The sequence below is a fragment of the Nonomuraea sp. NPDC050451 genome, from assembly GCF_044458585.1.
In genome coordinates this window covers 374356-395290 of sequence record NZ_JBITHZ010000001.1, presented here as the reverse complement: position 1 = coordinate 395290, position 20935 = coordinate 374356, and the positions used below count along the sequence as shown (strand labels likewise).

At 71.8% G+C, this 20935-nt stretch carries 20 protein-coding genes; 10 read left to right on the top strand and 10 right to left on the bottom strand.

All coding sequences use genetic code 11. The features are described 5' to 3' along the window. Nucleotides 1-44: 44 nt before the first annotated feature. The 5 genes from ACIBI9_RS01695 to ACIBI9_RS01675 all read left to right on the top strand — a co-directional run bounded on the left by ACIBI9_RS01695 (nucleotide 45) and on the right by ACIBI9_RS01675 (nucleotide 5089). Nucleotides 45-431 carry a VOC family protein gene (locus ACIBI9_RS01695; RefSeq protein WP_397219994.1) on the top strand — a complete coding sequence of 129 codons (387 nt, stop codon included), beginning with the start codon at nucleotides 45-47 and terminating at the stop codon, nucleotides 429-431. Then, complete coding sequence (locus ACIBI9_RS01690) at nucleotides 407-1222, top strand: alpha/beta fold hydrolase (RefSeq protein ID WP_397219993.1); 816 nt, start codon at nucleotides 407-409, stop codon at nucleotides 1220-1222. Before ACIBI9_RS01695 ends, ACIBI9_RS01690 begins: the two co-directional genes overlap by 25 nt. Before the next feature lie 30 nt (nucleotides 1223-1252). Continuing rightward, nucleotides 1253-3580, top strand: a complete 2328-nt coding sequence (locus tag ACIBI9_RS01685; protein ID WP_397219992.1) for a glycoside hydrolase family 3 protein — start codon at nucleotides 1253-1255, stop codon at nucleotides 3578-3580. A gap of 64 nt (nucleotides 3581-3644) precedes the next feature. After that, entirely contained in the window at nucleotides 3645-4325 is a 681-nt protein-coding gene (locus ACIBI9_RS01680) for a DUF4191 domain-containing protein (protein WP_350728818.1), read from the top strand. Beyond that, a complete protein-coding gene (locus tag ACIBI9_RS01675; RefSeq protein WP_397219991.1) occupies nucleotides 4325-5089 on the top strand; it encodes a class I SAM-dependent methyltransferase in 765 nt (254 codons plus the stop codon). The genes ACIBI9_RS01680 and ACIBI9_RS01675 overlap by 1 nt, the downstream gene beginning before the upstream one ends. On the opposite strand, the gene ACIBI9_RS01670 is transcribed toward ACIBI9_RS01675, so the two are convergent. Genes ACIBI9_RS01670 through ACIBI9_RS01660 form a run of 3 tightly spaced genes read right to left on the bottom strand, consistent with a single transcriptional unit; the run spans nucleotide 5070 to nucleotide 7139 of the window. Then, nucleotides 5070-6008: a hypothetical protein gene (locus tag ACIBI9_RS01670; protein WP_397219990.1), complete on the bottom strand. Its 939-nt coding sequence runs from the start codon at nucleotides 6006-6008 to the stop codon at nucleotides 5070-5072. The two genes, ACIBI9_RS01675 and ACIBI9_RS01670, sit on opposite strands and share 20 nt — an antisense overlap. Then, nucleotides 6005-6619 (bottom strand): TetR/AcrR family transcriptional regulator, encoded by a 615-nt coding sequence (locus ACIBI9_RS01665; RefSeq protein ID WP_397219989.1) that lies wholly within the window; start codon nucleotides 6617-6619, stop codon nucleotides 6005-6007. Before ACIBI9_RS01665 ends, ACIBI9_RS01670 begins: the two co-directional genes overlap by 4 nt. Nucleotides 6620-6677: 58 nt before the next feature. Further along, the gene (locus ACIBI9_RS01660; RefSeq protein ID WP_397219988.1) at nucleotides 6678-7139 is read right to left on the bottom strand and encodes an RDD family protein; all 462 of its coding nucleotides are present in this window, start codon (nucleotides 7137-7139) and stop codon (nucleotides 6678-6680) included. 77 nt (nucleotides 7140-7216) lie between these two features. On the opposite strand from ACIBI9_RS01660, the gene ACIBI9_RS01655 reads away from it, so the two are divergent. Both ACIBI9_RS01655 and glnA read left to right on the top strand, forming a co-directional pair. Further along, entirely contained in the window at nucleotides 7217-8296 is a 1080-nt protein-coding gene (locus ACIBI9_RS01655) for a hypothetical protein (protein ID WP_397219987.1), read from the top strand. Nucleotides 8297-8389: 93 nt separating this feature from the next. Further along, nucleotides 8390-9814 carry a type I glutamate--ammonia ligase gene (gene glnA, locus ACIBI9_RS01650; RefSeq protein ID WP_185072808.1) on the top strand — a complete coding sequence of 475 codons (1425 nt, stop codon included), beginning with the start codon at nucleotides 8390-8392 and terminating at the stop codon, nucleotides 9812-9814. Nucleotides 9815-9871: 57 nt separating this feature from the next. Here glnA and ACIBI9_RS01645 read toward each other — a convergent pair whose 3' ends face one another. Both ACIBI9_RS01645 and ACIBI9_RS01640 read right to left on the bottom strand, forming a co-directional pair. Next, entirely contained in the window at nucleotides 9872-10570 is a 699-nt protein-coding gene (locus ACIBI9_RS01645; protein WP_397219986.1) for a B3/4 domain-containing protein, read from the bottom strand. A 62-nt stretch (nucleotides 10571-10632) separates the two neighbouring features. Then, nucleotides 10633-11880, bottom strand: coding sequence for an MFS transporter (locus ACIBI9_RS01640; RefSeq protein WP_397219985.1), 1248 nt, complete (start codon nucleotides 11878-11880; stop codon nucleotides 10633-10635). A gap of 84 nt (nucleotides 11881-11964) precedes the next feature. Here ACIBI9_RS01640 and ACIBI9_RS01635 point away from each other — a divergent pair, with 84 nt between their 5' ends. Beyond that, on the top strand, nucleotides 11965-12831 hold the full coding sequence (locus ACIBI9_RS01635) for a LysR family transcriptional regulator (RefSeq protein WP_397219984.1): 867 nt from the start codon (nucleotides 11965-11967) through the stop codon (nucleotides 12829-12831). On the opposite strand, the gene ACIBI9_RS01630 is transcribed toward ACIBI9_RS01635, so the two are convergent. The 3 genes from ACIBI9_RS01630 to ACIBI9_RS01620 form a co-directional block, all read right to left on the bottom strand. Continuing rightward, nucleotides 12818-13339, bottom strand: a complete 522-nt coding sequence (locus ACIBI9_RS01630) for a GNAT family N-acetyltransferase (RefSeq protein WP_397219983.1) — start codon at nucleotides 13337-13339, stop codon at nucleotides 12818-12820. The genes ACIBI9_RS01635 and ACIBI9_RS01630 overlap by 14 nt on opposite strands. 310 nt (nucleotides 13340-13649) lie before the next feature. Continuing rightward, nucleotides 13650-14684 carry a hypothetical protein gene (locus ACIBI9_RS01625; RefSeq protein WP_397219982.1) on the bottom strand — a complete coding sequence of 345 codons (1035 nt, stop codon included), beginning with the start codon at nucleotides 14682-14684 and terminating at the stop codon, nucleotides 13650-13652. Nucleotides 14685-14716: 32 nt separating this feature from the next. Further along, nucleotides 14717-17629 (bottom strand): bifunctional [glutamine synthetase] adenylyltransferase/[glutamine synthetase]-adenylyl-L-tyrosine phosphorylase, encoded by a 2913-nt coding sequence (locus tag ACIBI9_RS01620; protein WP_397219981.1) that lies wholly within the window; start codon nucleotides 17627-17629, stop codon nucleotides 14717-14719. Nucleotides 17630-17704: 75 nt separating this feature from the next. Here ACIBI9_RS01620 and ACIBI9_RS01615 point away from each other — a divergent pair, with 75 nt between their 5' ends. Continuing rightward, entirely contained in the window at nucleotides 17705-18250 is a 546-nt protein-coding gene (locus ACIBI9_RS01615) for an HXXEE domain-containing protein (RefSeq protein ID WP_397219980.1), read from the top strand. On the opposite strand, the gene ACIBI9_RS01610 is transcribed toward ACIBI9_RS01615, so the two are convergent. Beyond that, nucleotides 18228-18911 (bottom strand): type 1 glutamine amidotransferase, encoded by a 684-nt coding sequence (locus ACIBI9_RS01610; protein WP_397219979.1) that lies wholly within the window; start codon nucleotides 18909-18911, stop codon nucleotides 18228-18230. The two genes, ACIBI9_RS01615 and ACIBI9_RS01610, sit on opposite strands and share 23 nt — an antisense overlap. A gap of 83 nt (nucleotides 18912-18994) precedes the next feature. Between ACIBI9_RS01610 and ACIBI9_RS01605 the strand changes: the two genes are divergently transcribed. After that, nucleotides 18995-19855, top strand: a complete 861-nt coding sequence (locus ACIBI9_RS01605) for an alpha/beta hydrolase (RefSeq protein ID WP_397219978.1) — start codon at nucleotides 18995-18997, stop codon at nucleotides 19853-19855. Nucleotides 19856-19933: 78 nt separating this feature from the next. On the opposite strand, the gene ACIBI9_RS01600 is transcribed toward ACIBI9_RS01605, so the two are convergent. Beyond that, nucleotides 19934-20647 (bottom strand): PaaI family thioesterase, encoded by a 714-nt coding sequence (locus ACIBI9_RS01600; RefSeq protein WP_397219977.1) that lies wholly within the window; start codon nucleotides 20645-20647, stop codon nucleotides 19934-19936. Nucleotides 20648-20935 lie beyond the last annotated feature (288 nt).

Here is a 20935-nt window from a genome sequence, read left to right as displayed (position 1 = left end):
TCGATCGGCAGACTGAGGGCGCATCGAAGGAAGGGACGAGGAAAATGCAGCTGTTCGTCAATCTGCCGGTCAAGGATCTCGAGCGGTCGAAGAAGTTCTTCGCCGAACTCGGCTTCAACCTGTTCGGCATGGCCGAGGGAATGGCGTCGGTGGTCATCAGCGAGCAGACCCAGGTCATGCTGCTGACCGAGCCGACGTTCGCCTCGTACATCACGAAGGAGATCGCCGGCGCCGACAAGGCCACGGAGGCGATCCTGGTGCTGGGCATGGAGAACCCGGCCCAGGTGGACGAGCTGGTCGACAAGGCACTGGCGCTCGGCGCCATCCCGGCGGGCGTCAAGCAGGAGGACGGCATCCGCTACCAGCGCGGCTTCGCCGACCTCGACGGCCACCACTGGGAGGCGCTGTGCCTGGTGCAGCCGGCCGGCTGAGCGGCAGGACGACCTCGGCGGACGGGACCGTCATCGCCTTCGACAGCTACGGCGAGGGGCCCGCGGTCGTCCTGGTCCACGGCGCGTTCGGGGTGCGGGGGCACGTCACGCTGGCCGGCGTGGCGGCCGCCCTGGCGCCGTGGTTCACGGTGTACGACTACGACCGCCGGGGGCGTGGCGACAGCGGGGACACCCGGCCGTACGCCGTCGAGCGGGAGATCGAGGATCTGGCGGCGGTCATCGAGGCGGCGGGCGGGTCGGCGATGGTGTTCGGCGGCTCGTCGGGGGCCGCGCTGGCGCTGGAGGCCGCGGCGCGGAACCCGGCCATCTCGAAGCTGGCCCTGTGGGAGCCGCCGTACCACGTGGACGACAGCGCGCCCCCGCTGCCGGACGACTTCGCCGCCCGGCTGGACGCGCTGGTGAGGGCGGGCAGGCGGGGCGAGGCCGTCGAGCGGTTCATGGTGGAGGCGGCCGAGGCGCCGCCGGAGGCGGTGGCCGCGATGCGCGCGCAGCCGTCCTGGGCGCAGATCGAGGCGCTGGCTCACACCCTCGCCTATGAGGCCGCCGTGCTGGGGCCGGGCAACGCGCTGCCCGCCGGGCGGCTGGCCGCCGTCAGGCAGCCGACGCTGGTGCTGAACGGGGAGGACAGCCCCCGGTGGATGTCGAACGCGGGGCTGGCGGTCGCCGCGGCCGTGCCGGGCGCGGTACGGCGCGTCCTGGAGGGCCAGGCGCACAACGTGGCCCCGCAGGCGCTGGTGCCCGAGCTCCTGGAGTTCTTCGCCACCGCCTGAGCCCCGCCCGAGCTGGTGGAGACTGGGCTCGTGGACTTCGACGCGCTCGTCGCCCGGCTCGACCTCGGCACCAAGGTCCGCCTGCTCACCGGGGCCGGCATGTGGTCGCTCCCGCCGCTGCCCGAGATCGGCCTCGATCGGCTCGTCATGAGCGACGGCCCGATCGGCGTGCGCGGCGAGCAGTGGAGCGCGGTCGATCCCTCGATCGCGCTGCCCAGCCCGACCGCGCTGGCCGCTACCTGGGACGTGGACCTGGTCCGCCGGGCGGGCCGGCTGCTGGCCCAGGAGGCCCGGCGCAAGGGCGTGCACGTGCTCCTCGCCCCCACGATCAACCTGCACCGCTCGCCGCTCGGCGGCCGGCATTTCGAGTGCTTCTCCGAGGACCCGTACCTGACGGGCGAGATCGGCGCCGCGTACGTCGAGGGCGTCCAGGAGGGCGGGGTGGCCACCACCCCCAAGCACTTCGTAGCCAACGACCGTTTCACCGCGGACGTCCGAGTGAGCGAGAAGGCGCTGCGCGAGGTCTATCTGCGGCCGTTCGAGCGGGTGGTGCGGGCCGGGGCGTGGGGTCTCATGACCGCCTGCAACTCGGTGAACGGCACGACCATGACCGAGCACGCCGAGCTGGTGAACGGGGTGCTGAAGGGCGAGTGGGGATTCGACGGGTTCGTGGTGTCGGACTGGACGGCGGTGCGCACGACCGAGGCCGCCGCGCTGGGCGGCACCGACGTGGCGATGCCGGGCCCGCACGGGCCGTGGGGCGAGAAGCTGGAGGCGGCCGTGCGGGAGGGGCGGGTGCCCGAGTCGGTCGTGGACGACCGGGTGCGGCGCGTCCTGCGCCTGGCCCACCGCGTCGGAGCCCTGCACGGCGCGGACCCGCCGCCGCCCGCCGAGGAACGGACCGCCGTCGACGGCGTGGCGCTGGCCCGTGAGGTGGCCACGCGCGGCTGCACGCTGCTCACCAACGACGGCATCCTGCCGCTCCGGCAGGTCAGGACCATCGCCCTGATCGGGGCGGCCGCCGCGGAGGCCCGCGTCATGGGCGGCTGGAGCGCGCAGGTCTTCCCCGGCCGGATCGTCTCGCCGCTGCGAGGGATCGGCGAGCGGGCCGAGATCCGGTACGCGCTCGGCACCGACCCCCGGATCCGCCTGTCCCCGCTCCCCGGCCCGGCCACGGCCGCCTGCCTGGACGCCGGTGGCACGGTGCTGTCGGAGCAGCCGCTGGCCACGGCCGAGGCGCGGTGGATCGGCCGGTTGCCGCCGGGCGTGGACGGCGACCGGCTGGCGGCGGTCCGGCTGCGTACCACGTACACACCGGAAGTTTCGGGCGAGCACCAGCTGTCGGTGGCGGGCGTGGGCGCCTTCGCCGTCACCGTGGACGGCGCGACCGTCTTCGACGAGAGCATCGGCCTGGACGGCGACGACCCCGCCATGGCGTTCCTGTCGCCGCCCGAGCGGCGAATCAACCTGGCGATGGCGGCCGGGCAGGCGTACGAGGTGGTCGTGACGCACCCGGCCGGGGTGTTCGGCGGGATGGCGTTCGTGTCCTTCACGGTCGGTCACGCGGACCCCGGCCCCGGCGAGGACGAGCTCATGGCCGAGGCCGTGCGGGTGGCGGCGGAGTGCGACGTGGCGGTGGTCGTGGCCGCGACCACGCCCGAGGTGGAGAGCGAGGGTTTCGACCGCGCGGACCTCAGGCTGCCGGGGCGGCAGGACGAGCTGATCCGCGCGGTGACGGCGGCCAACCCGCGCACCGTCGTGGTGGTCAACGCGGGTTCGCCGATCGAGCTGCCGTGGGCGGAGGAGGTGGCGGCGGTGCTGCTCACCTGGTTCCCCGGGCAGGAGGCGGGGGCGGCGCTGGCGGACGTGCTGTTCGGGGACGCCGAGCCCGGGGGGCGGCTGCCCACGACGTGGCCGCGGCGGCTGCAGGACGCTCCCGTGGTCGACGTGACGCCCGTGAACGGTGTGGTGGCCTATGAGGAGGGGACGTCGATCGGCTACCGGGCGTGGGAGCGCTCGGGCCGCGCGCCGGCGTTCTGGTTCGGGCACGGCCTGGGCTACACCACGTGGTCGTACGACTCGATCGCGGCCGAGGGCACGAGCGTGACGGTGGCGGTCACCAACACCGGCGACCGCCCGGGGCGCGAGGTCGTGCAGGTGTACGTCGACAGGGCGCTGGCCGGGTTCGACGTGGTCGAGGCGGCGCCCGGGGAGACGGTGCTCACGACGGTGTTCCTGCCCGAGCGGGCTTTCCAGGTCTGGCAGGACGGCGGCTGGCGGACCGTAGAGGGCGTTCACACGGTCGAGGCGGGCCGCCACGCGGCCGATCCACGCCTTTCGGCGACCGTGAAGATCTAGCCGGGCGCGAAATGGCCGGGTCACATTTTCCATACCGCACCTGTTGGTTTGTATCCTTCAGAGCATGGCAAAGTCCGAGGATCCAGAGAAGCCGGGGCGCATCAAGCAGCTCCGCATGATCGCGCAGATCATCAAGCAGGCCAACCCCAAGGGGTTGCCCATCGTCTTCCTTTCGGCGGTGGGCACGCTGGCTGTGGTCGTCGTGATCGGCCTGGTCACGGACTACTTGTGGTATTCGGTGTTCATCGGTGTGCTGGCCGCGCTCACGGTCGGGTTGGTGGTCTTCGGGCAGCTCGCCCAGAAGGCCCAATATTCGATCCTGCACGGCCAGACGGGCGCCGCGGCCGCGGTGCTGCAGGGCATGCGCGGCAACTGGCAGGTCACCCCTGCCATCGCGGTCAACCGTGACCAGGACCTCATCCATCTCGTGGTCGGCTATCCGGGCGTCGTGCTGGTGTCCGAGGGGCCGGGCAACCGGGTGGCGAAGATGCTGGCGGCCGAGAAGAAGCGGGTCGCGCGGGTGGTCCTGGGCATCGAGATCTACGACATCCAGTGCGGTGACGGCGAGGGGCAGGTGCCGCTCGGCAAGCTGCAGCGCCACCTGATGAAGCTGCCGCGCAACCTGAAGAAGCCCGCGGTCAACGAGGTCAAGGACCGGCTGCGCTCGCTGCCGAAGAACATGCCGCTGCCCAAGGGCCCCATGCCCAAGGGCGCGCGCATGCCGCGCGGCCCCAAGATGCGCTAGTGCTGTCCTCCTCCTCACGGGCCAACCGCCGGTGGTGGGACGGCAACGCCGACGACTACCAGCTCGAACACGGCGAGTTCCTGCGTGACACGGGGTTCGTGTGGTGCCCCGAGGGCGTCGACGAGGCCGACGCGCACCTCCTCGGCGAGGTGCGCGGGCGGCGCGTGCTGGAGATCGGCTGCGGCGCGGCGCAGTGCGCGCGGTGGCTGGTCGCGCAGGGCGCGCAGGTGGCCGCCTTCGACGTCTCCCACCGGCAGCTGCGCCACTCCCAGCGCATCGACCTCGACACGGGGCTGAGCGTGCCCGTGGTCCAGGCCGACGCCGAGTCGCTGCCGTTCGCCGAGGCCGCCTTCGACCTGGCCTGCTCGGCGTTCGGCGCGCTGCCGTTCGTGGCCGACCCGCTCGCCGTCTTCCGCGAGGTGCGGCGGGTGCTCAGGCCGGGCGGCCGGTTCGTCTTCTCGGTGAGCCATCCGATCCGGTGGGCGTTCCCGGACGATCCGGGGCCGCGCGGGCTGACGTCCGACCGGTCCTACTTCGACCGCTCCCCTTACGAGGAGCGCGACGAACGGGGCACGGTCACGTACGCCGAGCACCACCGCACCATGGGTGACTGGCTGAACCTGCTGGTCGCCTCCGGGCTGACGGTCACGGGGCTGCTGGAGCCCGAGTGGCCGGAGGGGCACGAGCGGGTGTGGGGCGGCTGGAGTCCGTTGCGCGGCCGTCACATCCCGGGCACGGCCATTTTCAGCTGCGCGCGTACCTAGCGGCCATGGCGTGGAAGACCTCCTTGGGCTCCCAGCGCCGCTCGTCGAGCATCCTGACCACGCCGTAGGAGCCGAGGTCGGCCTCGCCGGGCCGGTTGAAGGCGGCGAACGTGAACCACAGCGCGGTCTCCACGCCCTCCTGCTCGAAGACGTCCATCAGCTCGGTGAAGTAACGCACCTGCTCGCCCTCGTCGCGCACGGCGCCCTCGGGCACCACCCAGGCCGAGCCGCCGTGCTCCCCGGCGCCGCGGTACGCGCAGGTGCCGAACTCCGTCACGGCGACCGGTTTGCCGTGCTTGAACTGGGCGCGTAGCTCGTCCGTGAAGTCGTGGGCGTTGTAGGCGGCGCGGTAGGCGTCCACGCCCGCCACGTCGAACGGGGCCCAGTCGACCGGCTCCCACGGCGCGGAGGCGTAGCTCAGCCGGCCGCCGAACAGCGGCCGCACGGTCTCGGCGACCTTCGCCAGGTAGGCGTTGAAGCGCGGCATGACCTCCATGAGGGACGTCCACCACTCCATGTCGCCGGCCATCATGGCGCCGAGCCGGTCGCCGTACCCGTCGCCGTCGATGAAGCCCTGGCCGAAGGCGCTGATCTCGCAGCCGGTGACCAGCACGACCTCGGCCCCGTCGCGGCGCACCGACTCGGCGCGGCGGGCCGCGTCCGCGAAGACGTCCAGCATCGCGTCCTGCGTGAGGTCCGCGGGGAACGGGGTGAACCAGATCTCCAGCCCTGCCGCCGCGGCCTCCCTGGCGGCCGCCTCGACGCGCTCGGGGTCGCGGCCGGAGATGCGTACCGACGCGCAGTGCAGGTCTTCGGCGATCGTCCGCATGTCGCGCCGGACGTCCTCGATGTGGAACGACCTGCGGCTCAGGCTGTCGCCCGGCAGGAACCCGACATCATAGTTGATCCCCTTTTTCACGATTTATCCCCTTTTTCGTATGTGAGGCCGTGCTCCAGGAGGTCGAAGGCCAGCTCCACGTCGCCCGCCAGCCGCCGGCCCGCCTCCTCCAGCGGCTCACCCGTGGCGATGCGCTGGAAGAAGGCCTCCTGGATGGTGGTGACGGCGGCGGTGATCTGCCCGGCCATGAGCCGCGCGGTCAGATCGTCGGCCGGACAGGCCTCCCCGAGGGCCTTGGCCAGCTCGTAGCGCTCGCTCATGTGCACCGCGTGCAGCGCGCCCATCAGGGCCGGGCTCGACGCGATCACCCGGACCCTGGCCAGCAGCGCCTCGACGTCCACGTCTCCCGCGCCCTGGGCGGCCATCGACCGGTAGCGCTCGCGCAGCGCCTGAAGGGGCGAGCGCCCCTCGCCCCGCCCGGCCACGATCGCCGCCAGGTCCTCCTTGACCCCTTCGGTGACGAGGCAGTCCTTGGTCGGGAAGTAGTTGAACAGCGTCACCTTGGCGACCCCGGCCGCCTCGGCGATCTCGTTGACGGTCACCGCGTCGTAGCCGCGCTCGTCGAACAACCGCAGCGCCACCTCGGCGATCCGCCGCCGCGTCTGCTCCTTCTTCCGCTCCCTCAACCCCATGAGGGCAGCATAAACCGTACCGGGTACATTTTTGAACCCGGTACGGATTTTTATTCGGCTACATGCGGACGACCATCGTGTTGGACACGCGGTCGTGCACCCCGCGGTGGTCGCGGTCCCAGATCAGTGCGGGCACGGCCAGGCACAGGAGCACCGAGCGCACCAGCACGGGCAGCCAGCGCGGGTCGCCGCCGTCCATCGCGGCCACCCTGATGCCCGCCAGCCGGTGGCCGAACGTCTGCCCCATGAACCCGACCAGGATCAGGTACTGGACGGCGAAGACGACCGCGGGCGCCCACGGCTGCTCGGCCGGGTTGATCCTGAGCAGCAGCTGCACGACGACCCACGTGCAGATCATCCAGTCGATCACCAGCGCGGCGATCCTGCGCCCCCAGCCGGCGATCGATCCGCTGCCCTCCTCGGGCAGCCCCAGGCGCTCCCCCGGGTATCCGAGATCGACCCCGGCGGACCTGACCCCGCCCAGCCAGGTCTGCGTCCACCGAGGCTCCTTGCTGCTCATGCCTTCAACGGTATCCGCCCGGTGGGCCGGTCGGCATCGTGACCCAACCGCGTCGCAAAACGGCCATCATGTACGCCATGCCACACGGGGATGACCTTGACGCGCGCTTCAACGAGCTGGTCGCGCAGATCGACGAGGAGCAACAGCGCAGGATGCGCGCCGCGGCCGTCAAAGGCGCGAAAGAACAGCGGCGTACCGACCGCTTAGCCGGCCGCGCGAACTTATCGGGAGGGTCCGCGGGATACGAGCCCGGGCCGCGGCGGCGGATCGGACGGGCCTGGATCGCGATGGCCGTGATCACCTCGCTGATCATGGCCGCGGGCGTGATCGTGACCTTCCGCCCCGACCTGCTCACCTCGGGCGTCGTCGTGGACGAACCGCCGATGTCGTTCGCGGAGCCGACCGTCGGACCCGCCGAGGATCCGGCGGACGGAGCCGACGAGGAACCGACGGAGGGCCCGGGCGAGGGGTTGACGAGCCCGTTCGCCGGATCCCCCGCCGAGACGTACGCCGAGGGGGCCGCCGGCTTCGTGATGCCAAAGGCGAAGGCGCTGGCCGGACTGTCGAAGAAGGACGTCGCGAAAGGCCTGAAACGAACCCGCGAGCTGCTGACGGCGGCATTCCTGAACAGGAAGACGGTCCTGGGGGGCAAGCCATCGGAGTTCACCAAGCTGCTGGACGCCGAGCAGCGTGACTGGTTCTTCGAGTACACGAAGAAGCACAAGAAGAAGGCCGCGGCCTTCGTCATCCAGTTCGCCAAGGGCACGGCCGAGTTCTCCACTGATGTGATCAAGGTGCACGGCCGGGTCAAGCTGGGCACGTTCAAGGACCGCGGCCGCCGCGGCGTCGAGCTCAAGCTGAACCACATCGTCGTCTACGCCGTGCACCGCCCTGGCCGGCCGGACACCACCATCCGGGTGGTCGCCCATCCCACCGGACGCGTGTGGCTGTACCGTGAGGAGGGACGGCTGGTGGTGTGGCCGCTGAGCTGGGGGGCCAGCAGCGCACCGGCGAGCTGCGACACGCGCGACGGCTTCATTCATCCGGTGTTCGAGGACTCACCTCGGGGTACCGTGGCGCCCACGGGACCGCCCATCGATCCGTATGAGCTGGAACGAGACCGGCACAAGGGTTGCGCGGCTTCGAAGGGCACCTGACCTGCGTAACATGTGCGAAACAATCGAGACACCACACGGAAACGGCCACGCCCTAGCGTCGGCATGATGGCCAGTCCCCAGGGAGGTTCGAGAGTGTTCAACTCCGCCGACGACGTCCTGAAGTTCATCAGTGACGAAGGGGTGCAGTTCGTCGATGTCAGGTTCACCGACCTGCCGGGGACGACTCACCACTTCACCTTCCCGGTAGAAAACTTCAGCGCGAGCGTCTTCACCGACGGACTCATGTTCGACGGCTCGTCGATCCGCGGTTTCCAGGCGATCCACGAGTCCGACATGCTTCTGCTGCCCGACCCGTCCAGCGCCGTGGTGGACCCGTTCCGCCAGCACAAGACGCTCAACCTGAACTTCTTCGTGCACGACCCGCTGACCGGCGAGGCCTACAGCCGCGACCCGCGTAACGTCGCGCGCAAGGCCGAGGAGTTCCTTCGGGGCACGGGCATCGCCGACACGGTCTACTTCGGCCCTGAGGCCGAGTTCTACATCTTCGACGACGTGCGTTTCGAGACGAAGCAGAACGCCGGCTACTACTACATCGACTCCATCGAGGGCGCCTGGAACACCGGCAAGGCCACCGAGGGCGGCAACCTCGGCTACAAGCCGCGCTACAAGGGCGGCTACTTCCCGGTGCCGCCGATGGACCACTTCACCGACCTGCGCTCCGAGATGGTCCGCAACCTCATCGAGTGCGGCATCGACGTCGAGATGCAGCACCACGAGGTCGGCACGGCGGGCCAGGCGGAGATCGACTTCAAGTTCGGCACGCTGCTCAAGACCGCCGACAACCTGATGCTGTACAAGTACATCATCAAGAGCACGGCCCTCGAGTACGGCCACACGGTCACGTTCATGCCCAAGCCGATCTTCGGTGACAACGGCTCCGGCATGCACTGCCACCAGTCGCTGTGGAAGGACGGCTCGCCGCTCTTCTACGACGAGGTCGGCTACGCGGGCCTGTCCGACACGGCCCGCTACTACATCGGCGGCCTGCTCAAGCACGCGCCGTCGCTGCTGGCCTTCACCAACCCGACGGTCAACTCCTACCACCGACTGGTCCCCGGCTACGAGGCCCCGGTCAACCTGGTCTACTCCCAGCGCAACCGTTCGGCCTGCGTCCGGATCCCGATCACGGGCTCCAACCCGAAGGCCAAGCGCATCGAGTTCCGCGTGCCCGACCCGTCCTGCAACCCGTACTTCGCCTTCGCGGCGATGCTGATGGCGGGCATCGACGGCATCCGCAACAAGATCGAGCCGCCGGAGCCGGTCGACAAGGACCTCTACGAGCTGCCGCCGGAGGAGGCCCGCAACATCCCGCAGGTGCCCGGCTCGCTCACCGACGTGCTCAACGCGCTGGAGGAGGACCACGACTACCTGCTCGAGGGCGGCGTCTTCACGCCTGACCTGATCGAGACGTGGATCTCCTACAAGCGGGAGAACGAGGTCGACCCGATCCGCCTGCGCCCGCACCCGCACGAGTTCGAGCTGTACTACGACGTGTAGTCCGGCCCGCACACGGCGAACGGCCCGGGACCGATCACGGTCCCGGGCCGTTTCATGTCATGCCGAGAACTCGAACCGGGGCTCGGACGGGGCGAGGATCGCGGATTCCGGTGTCACGGGCCAGACGGCGGACAGCTCGTCCGAGAGCGTGGAGATGAGGGAATCGACGTCCTTACCGGCCGTGTCGTGCAGCGCCTCGGCGACGATCAGGACGTCGGTGGTCGTGTCGCGGACGGCCGAGTGGCCGCTCTGGCGGTTGGTCCAGCGGCGGGCGTGCGCCATGCCCGCCGCGTCGGCGAAGATCACCTCGCCGGGCGGCGGGTGCTCGGTCTCGCCGGAGAAGGTCAGGTACGTCTCGTCGCCGGCCGCGTACCTGACCTCCACGTACTGCGTGATCTTGGAGACGTCGAACACCGCCACCGGGATCGCGTACGCGATGGAGACCGCGTTGCAGAGGTCGATCAGCGGGTGCAGGCGCGGCAGCGCGCCTTCCTTGCGGAAGCGGCGCAGCAGGGACTCCGAGGCGCAGCGGTACTGGGTCGGCTTGAGGCCCATCTTCGAGAACGCCCGCCGCCACGCCTGGATCTCCGGCAGCTCGCCCTCCGAGGAGGTCGCGAGCCGCTTCGCGGCCAGCTCGCCGAACCGGGCGACCTGGTCGTCGACGGAGACGTCCGCCGAGACGCCCGTCGCGACGAGCACGCCGGGGACGAGCTCCGGGAAGTCCCGCCAGATGTCACTCGAATGCTGGAAACGCACGGTCCACCTCGCCATCCCCGATGTAAAGCCCCGGCCCTGCGCCGATCACGATACTCGCATCGTCACGTCAGGGCGGCCGTGCGGGCGCGCCAGGCGCCGGCCGCGTAGCAGAGGCAGGTCAGGGCCGTCAGGACGGCCGCCGCCAGCAGGGGCCGGCCGATGACGCCCATGACCGCCACGCCGAGGGTCGCGCCGGCCTGGCGGAACGCGTTCAGGACGCCGCCCGCCGTGCCCGCCGTCCCCGACGGAGCGCTGTTGAGCATGCCCGCCATCAGCGCGGGCAGCACGAACGACAGCCCGAACCCCATCACCACCAGCCACAACGCCATCGTGTCCGTGAGGGCGACGCCGGCCAGGCCGGTCGTGAGCAGGGCGAGACCGCACAGGATCGGCGGGCGCGGGCCGTAGCGGGCCACCAGGCGGCCGGTGAGCAGCGGGTTCACGGTCATGGGGAGGGTGAGCGGCAGGAAGGCCAGCCCGGCGGCCAGTGGAGTCAGGTGGCGGATGTCCTGCAGCAGCAGGGTGAGGACGAACAGGGCGCCGGAGAAGGCGAAGTTGGCGACCGTGCCCGCGAGCAGTTCGGGCCAGGTGGCGGCGAGCAGGCCGCCGGGCAGCGCGGGGGCGTGGCTGCGGCGCTCCACCGGCACCAGCGCGACCAGTACGGCCATGGCCGCGACGCCCGCCAGGACCGAGGGGCCGATCAGGGCCTGCGCCACCAGGCCCAGGAACGCGCAGGCCAGCGCCTGGACCCGCCAGTCGATCTCGCGGTGGCCGCGCGGCGAGCTGACCCGGCGCATGACCAGCAGGCTGATCAGGGCGAGGGGCGGGTTGAGCAGGAAGACGGCGCGCCAGCCGTACAGATCTACCAGGAGCCCGCCGAGCAGCGGGCCGGCGGCGAGCGCGGTGCCGGTTATGGCCGCCCACAGGCCGGTGGCACGGGCGCGGGCGGCCAGGTCGGGGAAGAGCTGCGGGAGCAGGCCGAGCGAGCCGCCCGTGCAGAGCGCGCCCGCCAAGCCCAGCAGGGCCCGCAGCCCGACCAGCACGCCCAGGTGCGGCGCCGCGGCGCTCAGCAGCGAGATCGCGCCGAACGCCACCACGCCGGCCTTGAAGATCCGGGCCGCGCCGTAGCGGTCGGCCACCGCTCCCCCGACGAGCAGCGAGGCGGCGAAGGCGACCGTGTACGCGTTCACCGCCCACTGCTGCCCGGCCAGCGAACCGCCGAGCGAGGTCCGCAGATCGGGCAGCGCGATCGTCAGCACGGTCGTGTCGAGGATCACGAGAAAGTAGGCGAGGGAGAATCCGAACATCATGCGCCTCACCCTGCTGAAACGCCACATCCCTCCTCAACAGGCGCGGCCTCAGAGGGCGTTCGGGAAAACCGTATGCTGGCGGCTATGGATTTGCGGCAGCTGCGGGGGTTCGTCGCGGTGGCGGGGACGGGCACCGTCACCGGGGCGGCGAACAGCCTCGGCCTCGCCCCCGCGTCGGTGTCGGAGCAGGTGCGCCGGCTGGAGCAGAGCCTCGGGGTCGCGCTCTTCGAGCGCACGCCCCAGGGTATGCGGCTGACCGAGCAGGGCGCCACGCTGCTGGCGCGGGCGCAGGGGCTGCTCGACCACGCCGACGAGGTGCGCCGCGCCGTCACCGGGCAGCGGCGCAGGGTGCGGATCGGCGCGCTGGAGATGCTCGCCGCGGCCAGGATGCCCGCCGTGATCCGCCGTCTGTCGGAACGCCGTCCCGACCTGGACGTGGACGTACGCTCGCACACCAGGCAGTCGCTGCTGGCCGGGGTGGCGGGCGGCGAGCTGGACGCGGTGCTCCTGCTGGACACGGGCCTGCGGATCGGCGGGCTCGGGTTCGCCGTGCCGCACGACCCGGACTCCGGGCCGGCGACACCCGACCTCGACTTCCTGGACGTGGGCGAGGTCGGGCTGGCGCTGGTCGCGGCGCCGGGCGGAGACCGGGAGCCGCTGCTGGTCAGCCCGCCGGGCTGCTCGATCCGGCTGGCCGCCGACCGGGCGTTCGGCGCGGAGGTGCCGCGCAGGGAGCTGACCAGCATCGCCACCGCCCGCGAGTGGGCCAGGCAGGGGCTCGGCAGCGCGCTGCTGCCGGACTTCGCATTGGAGCCGGACCTGGCCTCGGGCGCGCTGGTGCGGCTCGGCCTCGAGGCGCCCGCGCTGGCGCTGCGGCTGGTCTGGCTGCGGGGGCGCGAGCCCGCTCTGCGCGACGTCCTCTACGCCATGAGCGCCCCTACGGACGCTTGATGTGGTAGGCCACGTGAGGGAACAGGGGGTGGTCCGGCGCCAGCCGCGCGTGGCCGAAGTCGGTCATGTGGGACATCCCCAGGCGTTTCATCACGGCCCGGGAGCGGGTGTTGCTCTTGGCCGTCATGGAGATGATCTCCTCTAGTCCGGCCTCCTCGAACGCGTACCTGAGGGCCTGCCTGGCCGCCTCGGTGGCGTACCCGTGGCCCCAGGCGGGGCGTGCCAGCCGCCACCCGATCTCCCACGCGGGCAGGAACGGCGCGTCGAACGTCTGCCAGATCAGGCCGGCGAAGCCGATGAACTCGCCGCTCTCGCGTACCTCCAGCGCCCACAGCCCGTGGCCGTGCTTGTCGAACTCCTCCTCGATCCTGTTGACGAAGTGGTCGCTCTCCGGGCGGGTGAGCGGGGCGGGGAAGTGCTCCATCACCTGAGGGTCGGCGTTCATGGCGGCGAATGGTTCCCGGTCTTCGTCGCGCCATCTGCGCATGATCAAACGCTGGGTCTCCATCCCACCCACGATAGGCCCGCCCGCGCCTCTCCCACCGACGTCTCATCCGTCCTTCGGGGAGGGGAAGGCGGCCGTACACGACCACCCCGCCGGCGTCCCCTGCGTCCCTAGGGGAAGGGAGGGGCTGTACGCCACCCTCCCACCGACGTTCCTTCCCTCCGAAGGGGAGGCGGAGGGAAGGGCCGTGCGCGGCCATCCCGCCGACGTCCCCTCCGTCCATCAGCTTGGGCCGCATCGCCAGCGCCCTGGCGATCGCCACCCGCTGCTGCGGCCCTGGCCGACGTGATCACCCTGGCGGCCGGGGGCGGGCTCAGCGCCGGCTCTTGATCCCGGTGAGGCGGCGCAGCACGTCCCACCAGAACGACGCCCCGAACAGCAGCGCCACGTACGTCAGCAGGAAGCCGGGCCAGTGGCTGGGCGTGGTGATCCGCTGCCACCACAGGCCGCCGTTCCAGTGCACGGACGGGTCGCCCTCCGCCGGGATCGACACGCTGACCAGCGCATGGTCGAGCATCTTGACCAGCGCGGGCTGGCTGAGCGTCTCGGTGACGCACGGCACCGGGTCGCCGCCCGTACAGCGTGCCTTGAGCTCGCTGTACGCGTCCGGCCCCGCCCCCGCCACCGCCGTCACCGAGGCGCGGAAGGCGTTGTCGCGCAGCAGCGTCTTGGCGTACTCCAGCCCGTCCATCGTGAACACCAGCGTCACGACCACGCCGAGCACGGCCACGACCCACTTGACGTAGCGCTTGTAGAGCATGGACAGCCGCTGCATCTCCCCGTCGAACCAGCTCTCCACCCCCTGCCTGAACCGGTCGAGGTCGCGCTGCGCGGTCTCCCACACGCCGTTGAGGTGGCCGTAGAGCGGGCTGCGCATGGCCTTGAGCTTCTCCAGGAAGCCCTCGACGCCGTCCGGCTCCCCCGCGGCCAGCTCCATCAGGGCCACCGCGAAGCGCGCGGGAGGGATGTTCGCGATGCTGGTGCGGCCTTTCTTCGGGTGGTCGATCTCCTGGACCCGCTGGTAGAGCAGGTTGACCATGGCGTCCTCGGCCTTGTTCTCCTGCGCGGGCAGCGCCCCCGGCTCGGGGGGCGAGGGCTGGTCGCTGTGCTTGGGCCGGGGATCGCGCATGAAGGGCAGCGCCGCGAAGACGTCACGCACCTTGGCGGGCAGCCACGACCTGCCCTGCGCGTCGGAACCGTCCATCGTGTCCCTGAGGTAGGCCCACAGGAACTTGCTGCGAATGGCGAGCATCCGCACGAACGCCTCGTTGAGCCCGCTCACCAGCAGCGACAGCAGCAGGAACGACACCACCAGGCCCAGGGCCAAATCCACATAAACGGATAACACGCGGGCCTTGATACACCCCTACGCGCCGCTGATCAAGCCCCGTAGAAAACTCGGTCCATCACTTGTCGTGCGCGGCGCGTCACGCGGCGGTAGTCGTCGAGGAAGTCCTCCGAGCCGTCCGGCGGGTAGCCGAGCGTCTGGGCGATCAGCTTCCGCTCGCCCGAGTCGCGCGGGACGCTGTCGCCCGGGCGGCCCTTGACCAGCATGATCGCGTCGCGGATGCGGGAGGCGAAGCGCCACGCCTCGACCAGCACGGCCTCGTCGGCCGGGGCGAGCAGGCCCTCTGCCACGGCCGCGCGCAGGGCTTCGAGCGTGCGGGGGGTGCGCAGGGATCCGAGCGTGCCCGCGTACCGCAGCTGCAGGAGCTGGGCCACCCACTCCACGTCGGACAGCCCGCCGGGGCCCAGCTTGGTGTGCAGGCCGGGGTCGGCGCCGCGCGGCAGGCGCTCGGCCTCCATGCGGGCCTTGAGCCGCCTGATCTCCCTGACCGCGTCGTCGTGCAGGCCGCCCTTCGGGTAGCGCAGCTCGTCGACCATCGAGGTGAACTCCTGCCCCAGCTCCGCGTCGCCCGCCGAGAACCTGGCCCGCAGCAGCGCCTGCGACTCCCACGGCGACGACCAGCGCGCGTAATAGGCGCGGTAGGAGGCCATCGTCCGCACCAGCGGGCCCTGCCGCCCCTCGGGACGCAGGTCGGGGTCGATGATCAGGGGCGGGTCGGGGGCGGGCAGCGAGAGCAGTCTGCGCACCTCGTTGGCCACGGCGAAGGCGGCGTCGGTGGCCTCGCGCTCCGCCACGCCCGGCAGCGGCGAGTGCACGAACATGACGTCGGCGTCGCTGGCGTAGGAGCTCTCCATGCCGCCGAGCCGGCCCATGGCGATGACGGCGAACCTCGTGACGCGGGGGACCTTGGCGAGGGCGACGTCGAGGGTGGCCTGGAGGGTCACGTCGGTCAAGGAGGACAGGGCGCTGCCGACCGTCTCGATGTCGATGAGCCCGAAGATGTCGGCCACGGCCGTCCGGAACAGCTCTTTTCTCCGCAGCGCCCGCACGGCCGCGACGGCCGGCTCGGGGGTGCCCTGGTGCCTGGAGACCGCCGCCGAGGCCTCGTTGGCCAGCGACTCCCGGGAGCGCACGGCGAGCTCGTCGTCCGAGCCCAGCATCGCGACCGCCTCGGGCGCGTTCATGATCAGGCCGGTCGCGTAGCGGCTGGTGCCGAGCACGCGCGACATCCTGGAGGCCACCGCGGTCTCGTCGCGCAGCAGCCGCAGGTACCAGGGTGTGCTGCCCAGCTTGTCGCTGACCTGCCGGAACCCGAGCAGCGCCGCGTCCGGGTCGGGCGTGTCGGCGAACCACCCCAGCATGACGGGCAGCAGCGTGCGCTGGATGGACGCCCGCCTGGACACGCCCGCGGTGAGGGCGGCGATGTGGTGCAGAGCGCCGGTGGGATCGACGTAGCCGAGCGCCTCGAGCCTGGCCTTGGCCGCCGCGGTCGACAGCCGCGCCTCCGACTCCTGCAGCCGCGACACGGCCTGGAGCAGCGGCCGGTAGAACAGCTTCTCGTGCAGCCGCCGCGCCTCCATGGCGTGCCGGCGCCACCGCGCCGTGAACTCCTTCACCGGGTCGGGCTGCATGCCGAGCGCGCGGCCCAGCCTGCGCAGGTCGGACTCGTCCGAGGGCACGATGTGGGTGCGCCGCAGCCGGTGGAGCTGCAGGAGGTGCTCGATCTGGCGCAGGAACGAGTACGCCTCCGCCAGCCCGCGCGAGTCGTCGCGGCCGACGTAGCCGCCCCGGGACAGCGCCGCCAGCGCGGGCAGCGTGGCCCTGCGGCGCAGCAGCGGGTCGAGCCTGCCGTGGACGAGCTGGAGCAGCTGCACCGCGAACTCGATGTCGCGCAGCCCGCCCGGCCCCAGCTTGAGCTGGCGGTCCCCCTCGGCGCGCACGTGCGCCTCGACCCGGCGGCGCATGGCCTGCACGTCCTCGACGAAGCGCTCACGCGTGGCCGCCGCCCACACGAGATCGTTGACCGCCTCGACGTAGGCCGAGCCGAGCTCCATGTCGCCCGCGACCGGCCGGGCCTTGAGCAGTGCCTGGAACTCCCACGTCTTGGCCCAGCGCCGGTAGTAGGCCAGGTGGCTGCCGAGCGTGCGCACCAGCGGGCCCGATCTGCCCTCCGGCCGCAGGCCCGCGTCCACCTCCCACAGCGAGCCCTCGGACGTGGTGACGGAGCAGGCCCGCATCATGGCCTGGGCCAGCCGGGTCGCGGTGCGCAGCGCCTTGGTCTCGTCGGCGCCCTCGCGCGGCTCGGCCACGAAGATCACGTCGACGTCGCTGATGTAGTTGAGCTCCCTGGCGCCGCATTTGCCCATGCCGATGACCGCCAGGCGTACCTCTCCGTCGTCGACCTCGGCCCGGGCGATGGCCAGCCCGGCCTCCAGCGCGGCGCCCGCGAGGTCGGACAGCTCCGCCATGACCTCGGCCAGCGTGGCCTCTCCCGTGAGGTCGCGGGCGGCCAGGTGCAGCAGCCGGCCCCGGTAGGCCACGCGCAGCGCCTCCAGCGGGCGCTCCGCGGTGGCGGCCTCCCCCGGCTGCGCGCCGACCGCCTTCAGCAGCTCGGCCCGCGCGTCGCCCGGCAGCGGCGCGGCCAGGAGCGCGACCTGGCCGGGGTGGCGCACCAGGTGGTCGCCGAGTGCGGCGCTGACGCCCAGGACGGCCAGGAGCCTCGTGCGCAGCCCCTCGTCGCGGCGCAGGACGTCGAGCACGGCGGGCTCGCGCTCGGCCAGGCGGGTCAGCGAGACCAGCGCCTGGTCGGGGTCGGCCACGTCCACCAGGAACTCCAGGAGCTCGTCCACTTCGGCTCCGGCCTGCCGGACGAGCTGGGCGGCCCTGGCGCCGTCGGCGAAGCCGAGCTTGGCGAGCCGCGCGGCGGTGGATTCGATCCTGGGCACCCCTCCATCTTGACAGGACTTTCGCGGCAGCATAGAAACGCAACGTTGCGTTGCATTCTTGGGAGGCGATCGGCGATGGTTCCCTCTACCGTCACGTGGGGCCTGCTGGCCGCATGGGCGGTGCACGACGTGGAGGAGCTGGCGACCATGGCGGGCTGGGCGCGTTCGGCCCGGCCCCGGCTGGAGGAGCGGCTGCCGTGGGTGCCGTGGGAGCGGCTCGAGGTCTCCCAGCGGCACGTGAACGTGGCCATCGGGCTCATGGGCGGGGTGATGGCGGGGGCTTCGGCGCTGGGGGCGCGTACGGGCGGGCGGAGCCCGGTGTTCCAAGCGGCGCTGCTGGGGTTCGGGGCGCACGGGGTGATGCACCTGGCCCAGGCGGCGGTGACGCGGGGGTACACGCCCGGGGCGGTGACCGCCCCTGTGGTGGTCATCCCGTTCTCGGTGTGGGCCTGGCGGCGGCTGCGGGCCGAAGGGGTGCCGGTACGGGCGGGGGCGTCGGGCTGGGCGGGCCTGGCCGCGCTCCCGGTCGTGCTGGCCGGCGTCCACGCCGCGGCCCATGCCCTGACCCGGCCCCGCGTCACCGCGGCGTTCCAGAGGATCAGGCGCGGCCTCCGGTCCTGACCACCTCCGTGAACGCCTCCGCCACCGGCCGCCAGGTGGCCACGAGCGCGCTCTCGGCGGTCTTGATCCCGGCGTTGAGCTCCTCGGCCGCCTCCAGCCCCGACCCGTCGGTCCAGGACGTGAAGATCTCCGGCGTGGCCTCGGGGTGGAACTGGATCGCCCACGCGACCTCGCCGAGCCGGTAGGCCTGGTTCGGATACTGCGCCCCGGTCATCAGCGGCACCGCGCCGTCGGGCAGCCGCGTTATCGCGTCCTGGTGGTACTGGACGGCCACGGCCGTCCCGACCCCCGCCAGCAGCCGGTCATCGGCGGCCGCGGGCAGCGCGACGACCTCACAGGCGCCCACTTCGAGCCCGTTCGTCCCCCGCTCCACGGTGCCGCCGCAGGCCATGGTCAGCAGCTGCGCCCCCAGGCAGATGGCCAGCGTGGGCGTGCCCTCCTCCACGGCCCGGCGCAGCAGGTCGCGGGTGGCGGGCTGCCAGGGGCTCCGCTCGTCCTCCCAGGCGGCCGCCGCACCGCCGAGCACGATCAGCCCGTCCGCCGGGCGCGCGGGGATCTCCTCGCCGAGGTACGGCCGGACGACGTCACAGGGGAGCCCCAGCCAGTCACCGAGGTATCCGAGCCCTGCCTCGTCCTCGTGCTGAACAACGGTGATACGCATATCAGGGGATTATCCGGAATATCACAACAATCACCCACACCGCCCCCCTGCGCGCGGATCGCCCGGATGCCTAAGCTCCGACCATGAGCTTCGAGTTGGACGATGTCGGCGGTCTGCGGATCGCCAGGTTCGGCACGGGACCGCGCACGATCATCGCGGTCCATGGGATCACGGCCTCCCTGATGGCCTGGGGCGCGGTGGCGCGGCGGCTGCCCGAGGAGTGGTCGATGGTCGCCATGGACCTGCGCGGCCGGGGGCACAGCGCCTCGCTGCCCGGGCCGTACGGGCTGCCGAGGCACGCCGAGGACGTGCTGCGCGTCGCCGACCACGTGGGAGCGGGCCCTGACGCGGTGCTGACGGGACACTCGATGGGCGCGTACGTGGCCGCCCTGGCCGCCGCGGAGCGGGACTTCGCGCGGGTCGTGCTGGTGGACGGCGGCCTGCCCTTTCCCCCGCTGCCCGAGGGGGTGGACGCCGACGAGGCGATGGAGGCCACGCTCGGACCGGCGCTCGCCCGGCTGCGCCAGACGTTCCCCACCGCGGACGCCTACGTCGAATTCTTCAAGGCGCATCCGGCCTTCGTCGGCCACTGGAACGCCGATGTCGAGGCGTATGTCCGCTATGACCTGACGGGGCCGGACGGAGCGCTCAGGTCGCGTGTGGCGCCGGAGGCGGTGCTGCAGGACGGGCGCTGGCTGCGCCTGGAGTCGGACGCCATCGCCGCCGCCCTGACCGCCATCACGTCCCCGCTCTCCCTCCTCAGGGCGCCACGCGGCCTGCTCAACCAGGACGTCGGCATGCTGCCCGACGACCTGGCCCTCCCCTGGGCCGCCCGCCTCCCGGGGCTGCGGGACGAGGTGATCCCGGACTGCAACCACTACACGATCCTGTTCGACGACCCTTGCGTCTCGTCCGTCGTCGCCCACCTCACCACCCCGTCCTGACAAGGCGTCGGCCGTGGACGCGGAACGGCCCCCGAGCCGTGCTCAGGGGCCGTTCTCCGAGATCGCCGGGACCGCTGGTCAGCGTGGAGCGATCCAGGTGGCGCGAGCGGCGGCGACCAGGGTGCCGTCCGCCTCGTAGATGGCGCTCTGGCCGAACATCTTGCGGCCGTCGCGGCCGGTCGGGCGGGCCACGACGGAGTAGCGGCCGCCGGGGTGGACCGGGCGGTGGATCTGCACGGCCAGGCGGCCGAGCAGCGCGCTCTCGCCCGGGCCGAAGTGGGCCCAGCCGGTGATGCAGTCGAGCACGGCGCCCACGATCGAGGCGGGCACGCCGTCCTCGCCCGTCACCGTGAACGGCACCCGCCAGCCGGCGGCCACCAGGTCCGTGCCCTCCACCGGGCCGGGGAAGATGCGCAGGCCGTCACCGGGCTCGCGCAGCCCGCAGGCGAAGCACTCGGCGAACGGGTGCGCCTTCAGGCCCACGAACCCCGCCTCGGCGCGGGCGGCGTCGTTGAACGGCACGAACCCCGGGCCCTCCAGGTCCTCGGCCACGGGGATGGCCTCGACCAGCAGCTTGTCGCCGTCATAGAGGGAAACGGAGTTGGCGACGTGCTCCAGGCGCAACTCGGTTCGCAAGGGGGTCGGCGCATGCAACGTGACCTCGACCGCTGATCGACCCCCGTTCAGCGCCTCCGCCATGGTGCCCGCGATCCAGCCGCCGTTGGCGACCCCCGCCGGGCCCCGGAAGCGCTCGGGAACCGTCAGCACTGCCTGCAGGGCAGACGTCGTCATGCCACACCCTCCAATATCGCCACATACGGCGACAAGTCCAGAAATGTCAATAGAAGCAGGCCGATTTTACTGGACGCCCGGTTTCGCCAGATCTCGGGGGTCCTGAGGCTGATCGGCACCATCACATAACGCCTCGAAGGGGCCCGAAACTTCCCGCCCGCCGAGAGGCTATGCGCGGCACATCGCCGGCACGTGACTCGGAGGTCAGAAGCAACGAAAATCGGCCCCACTCCGGGCTTCCCCTGAAGTGAGGCCGATCAAGGCGTTCCCTTTACCTTATCCCGGGTT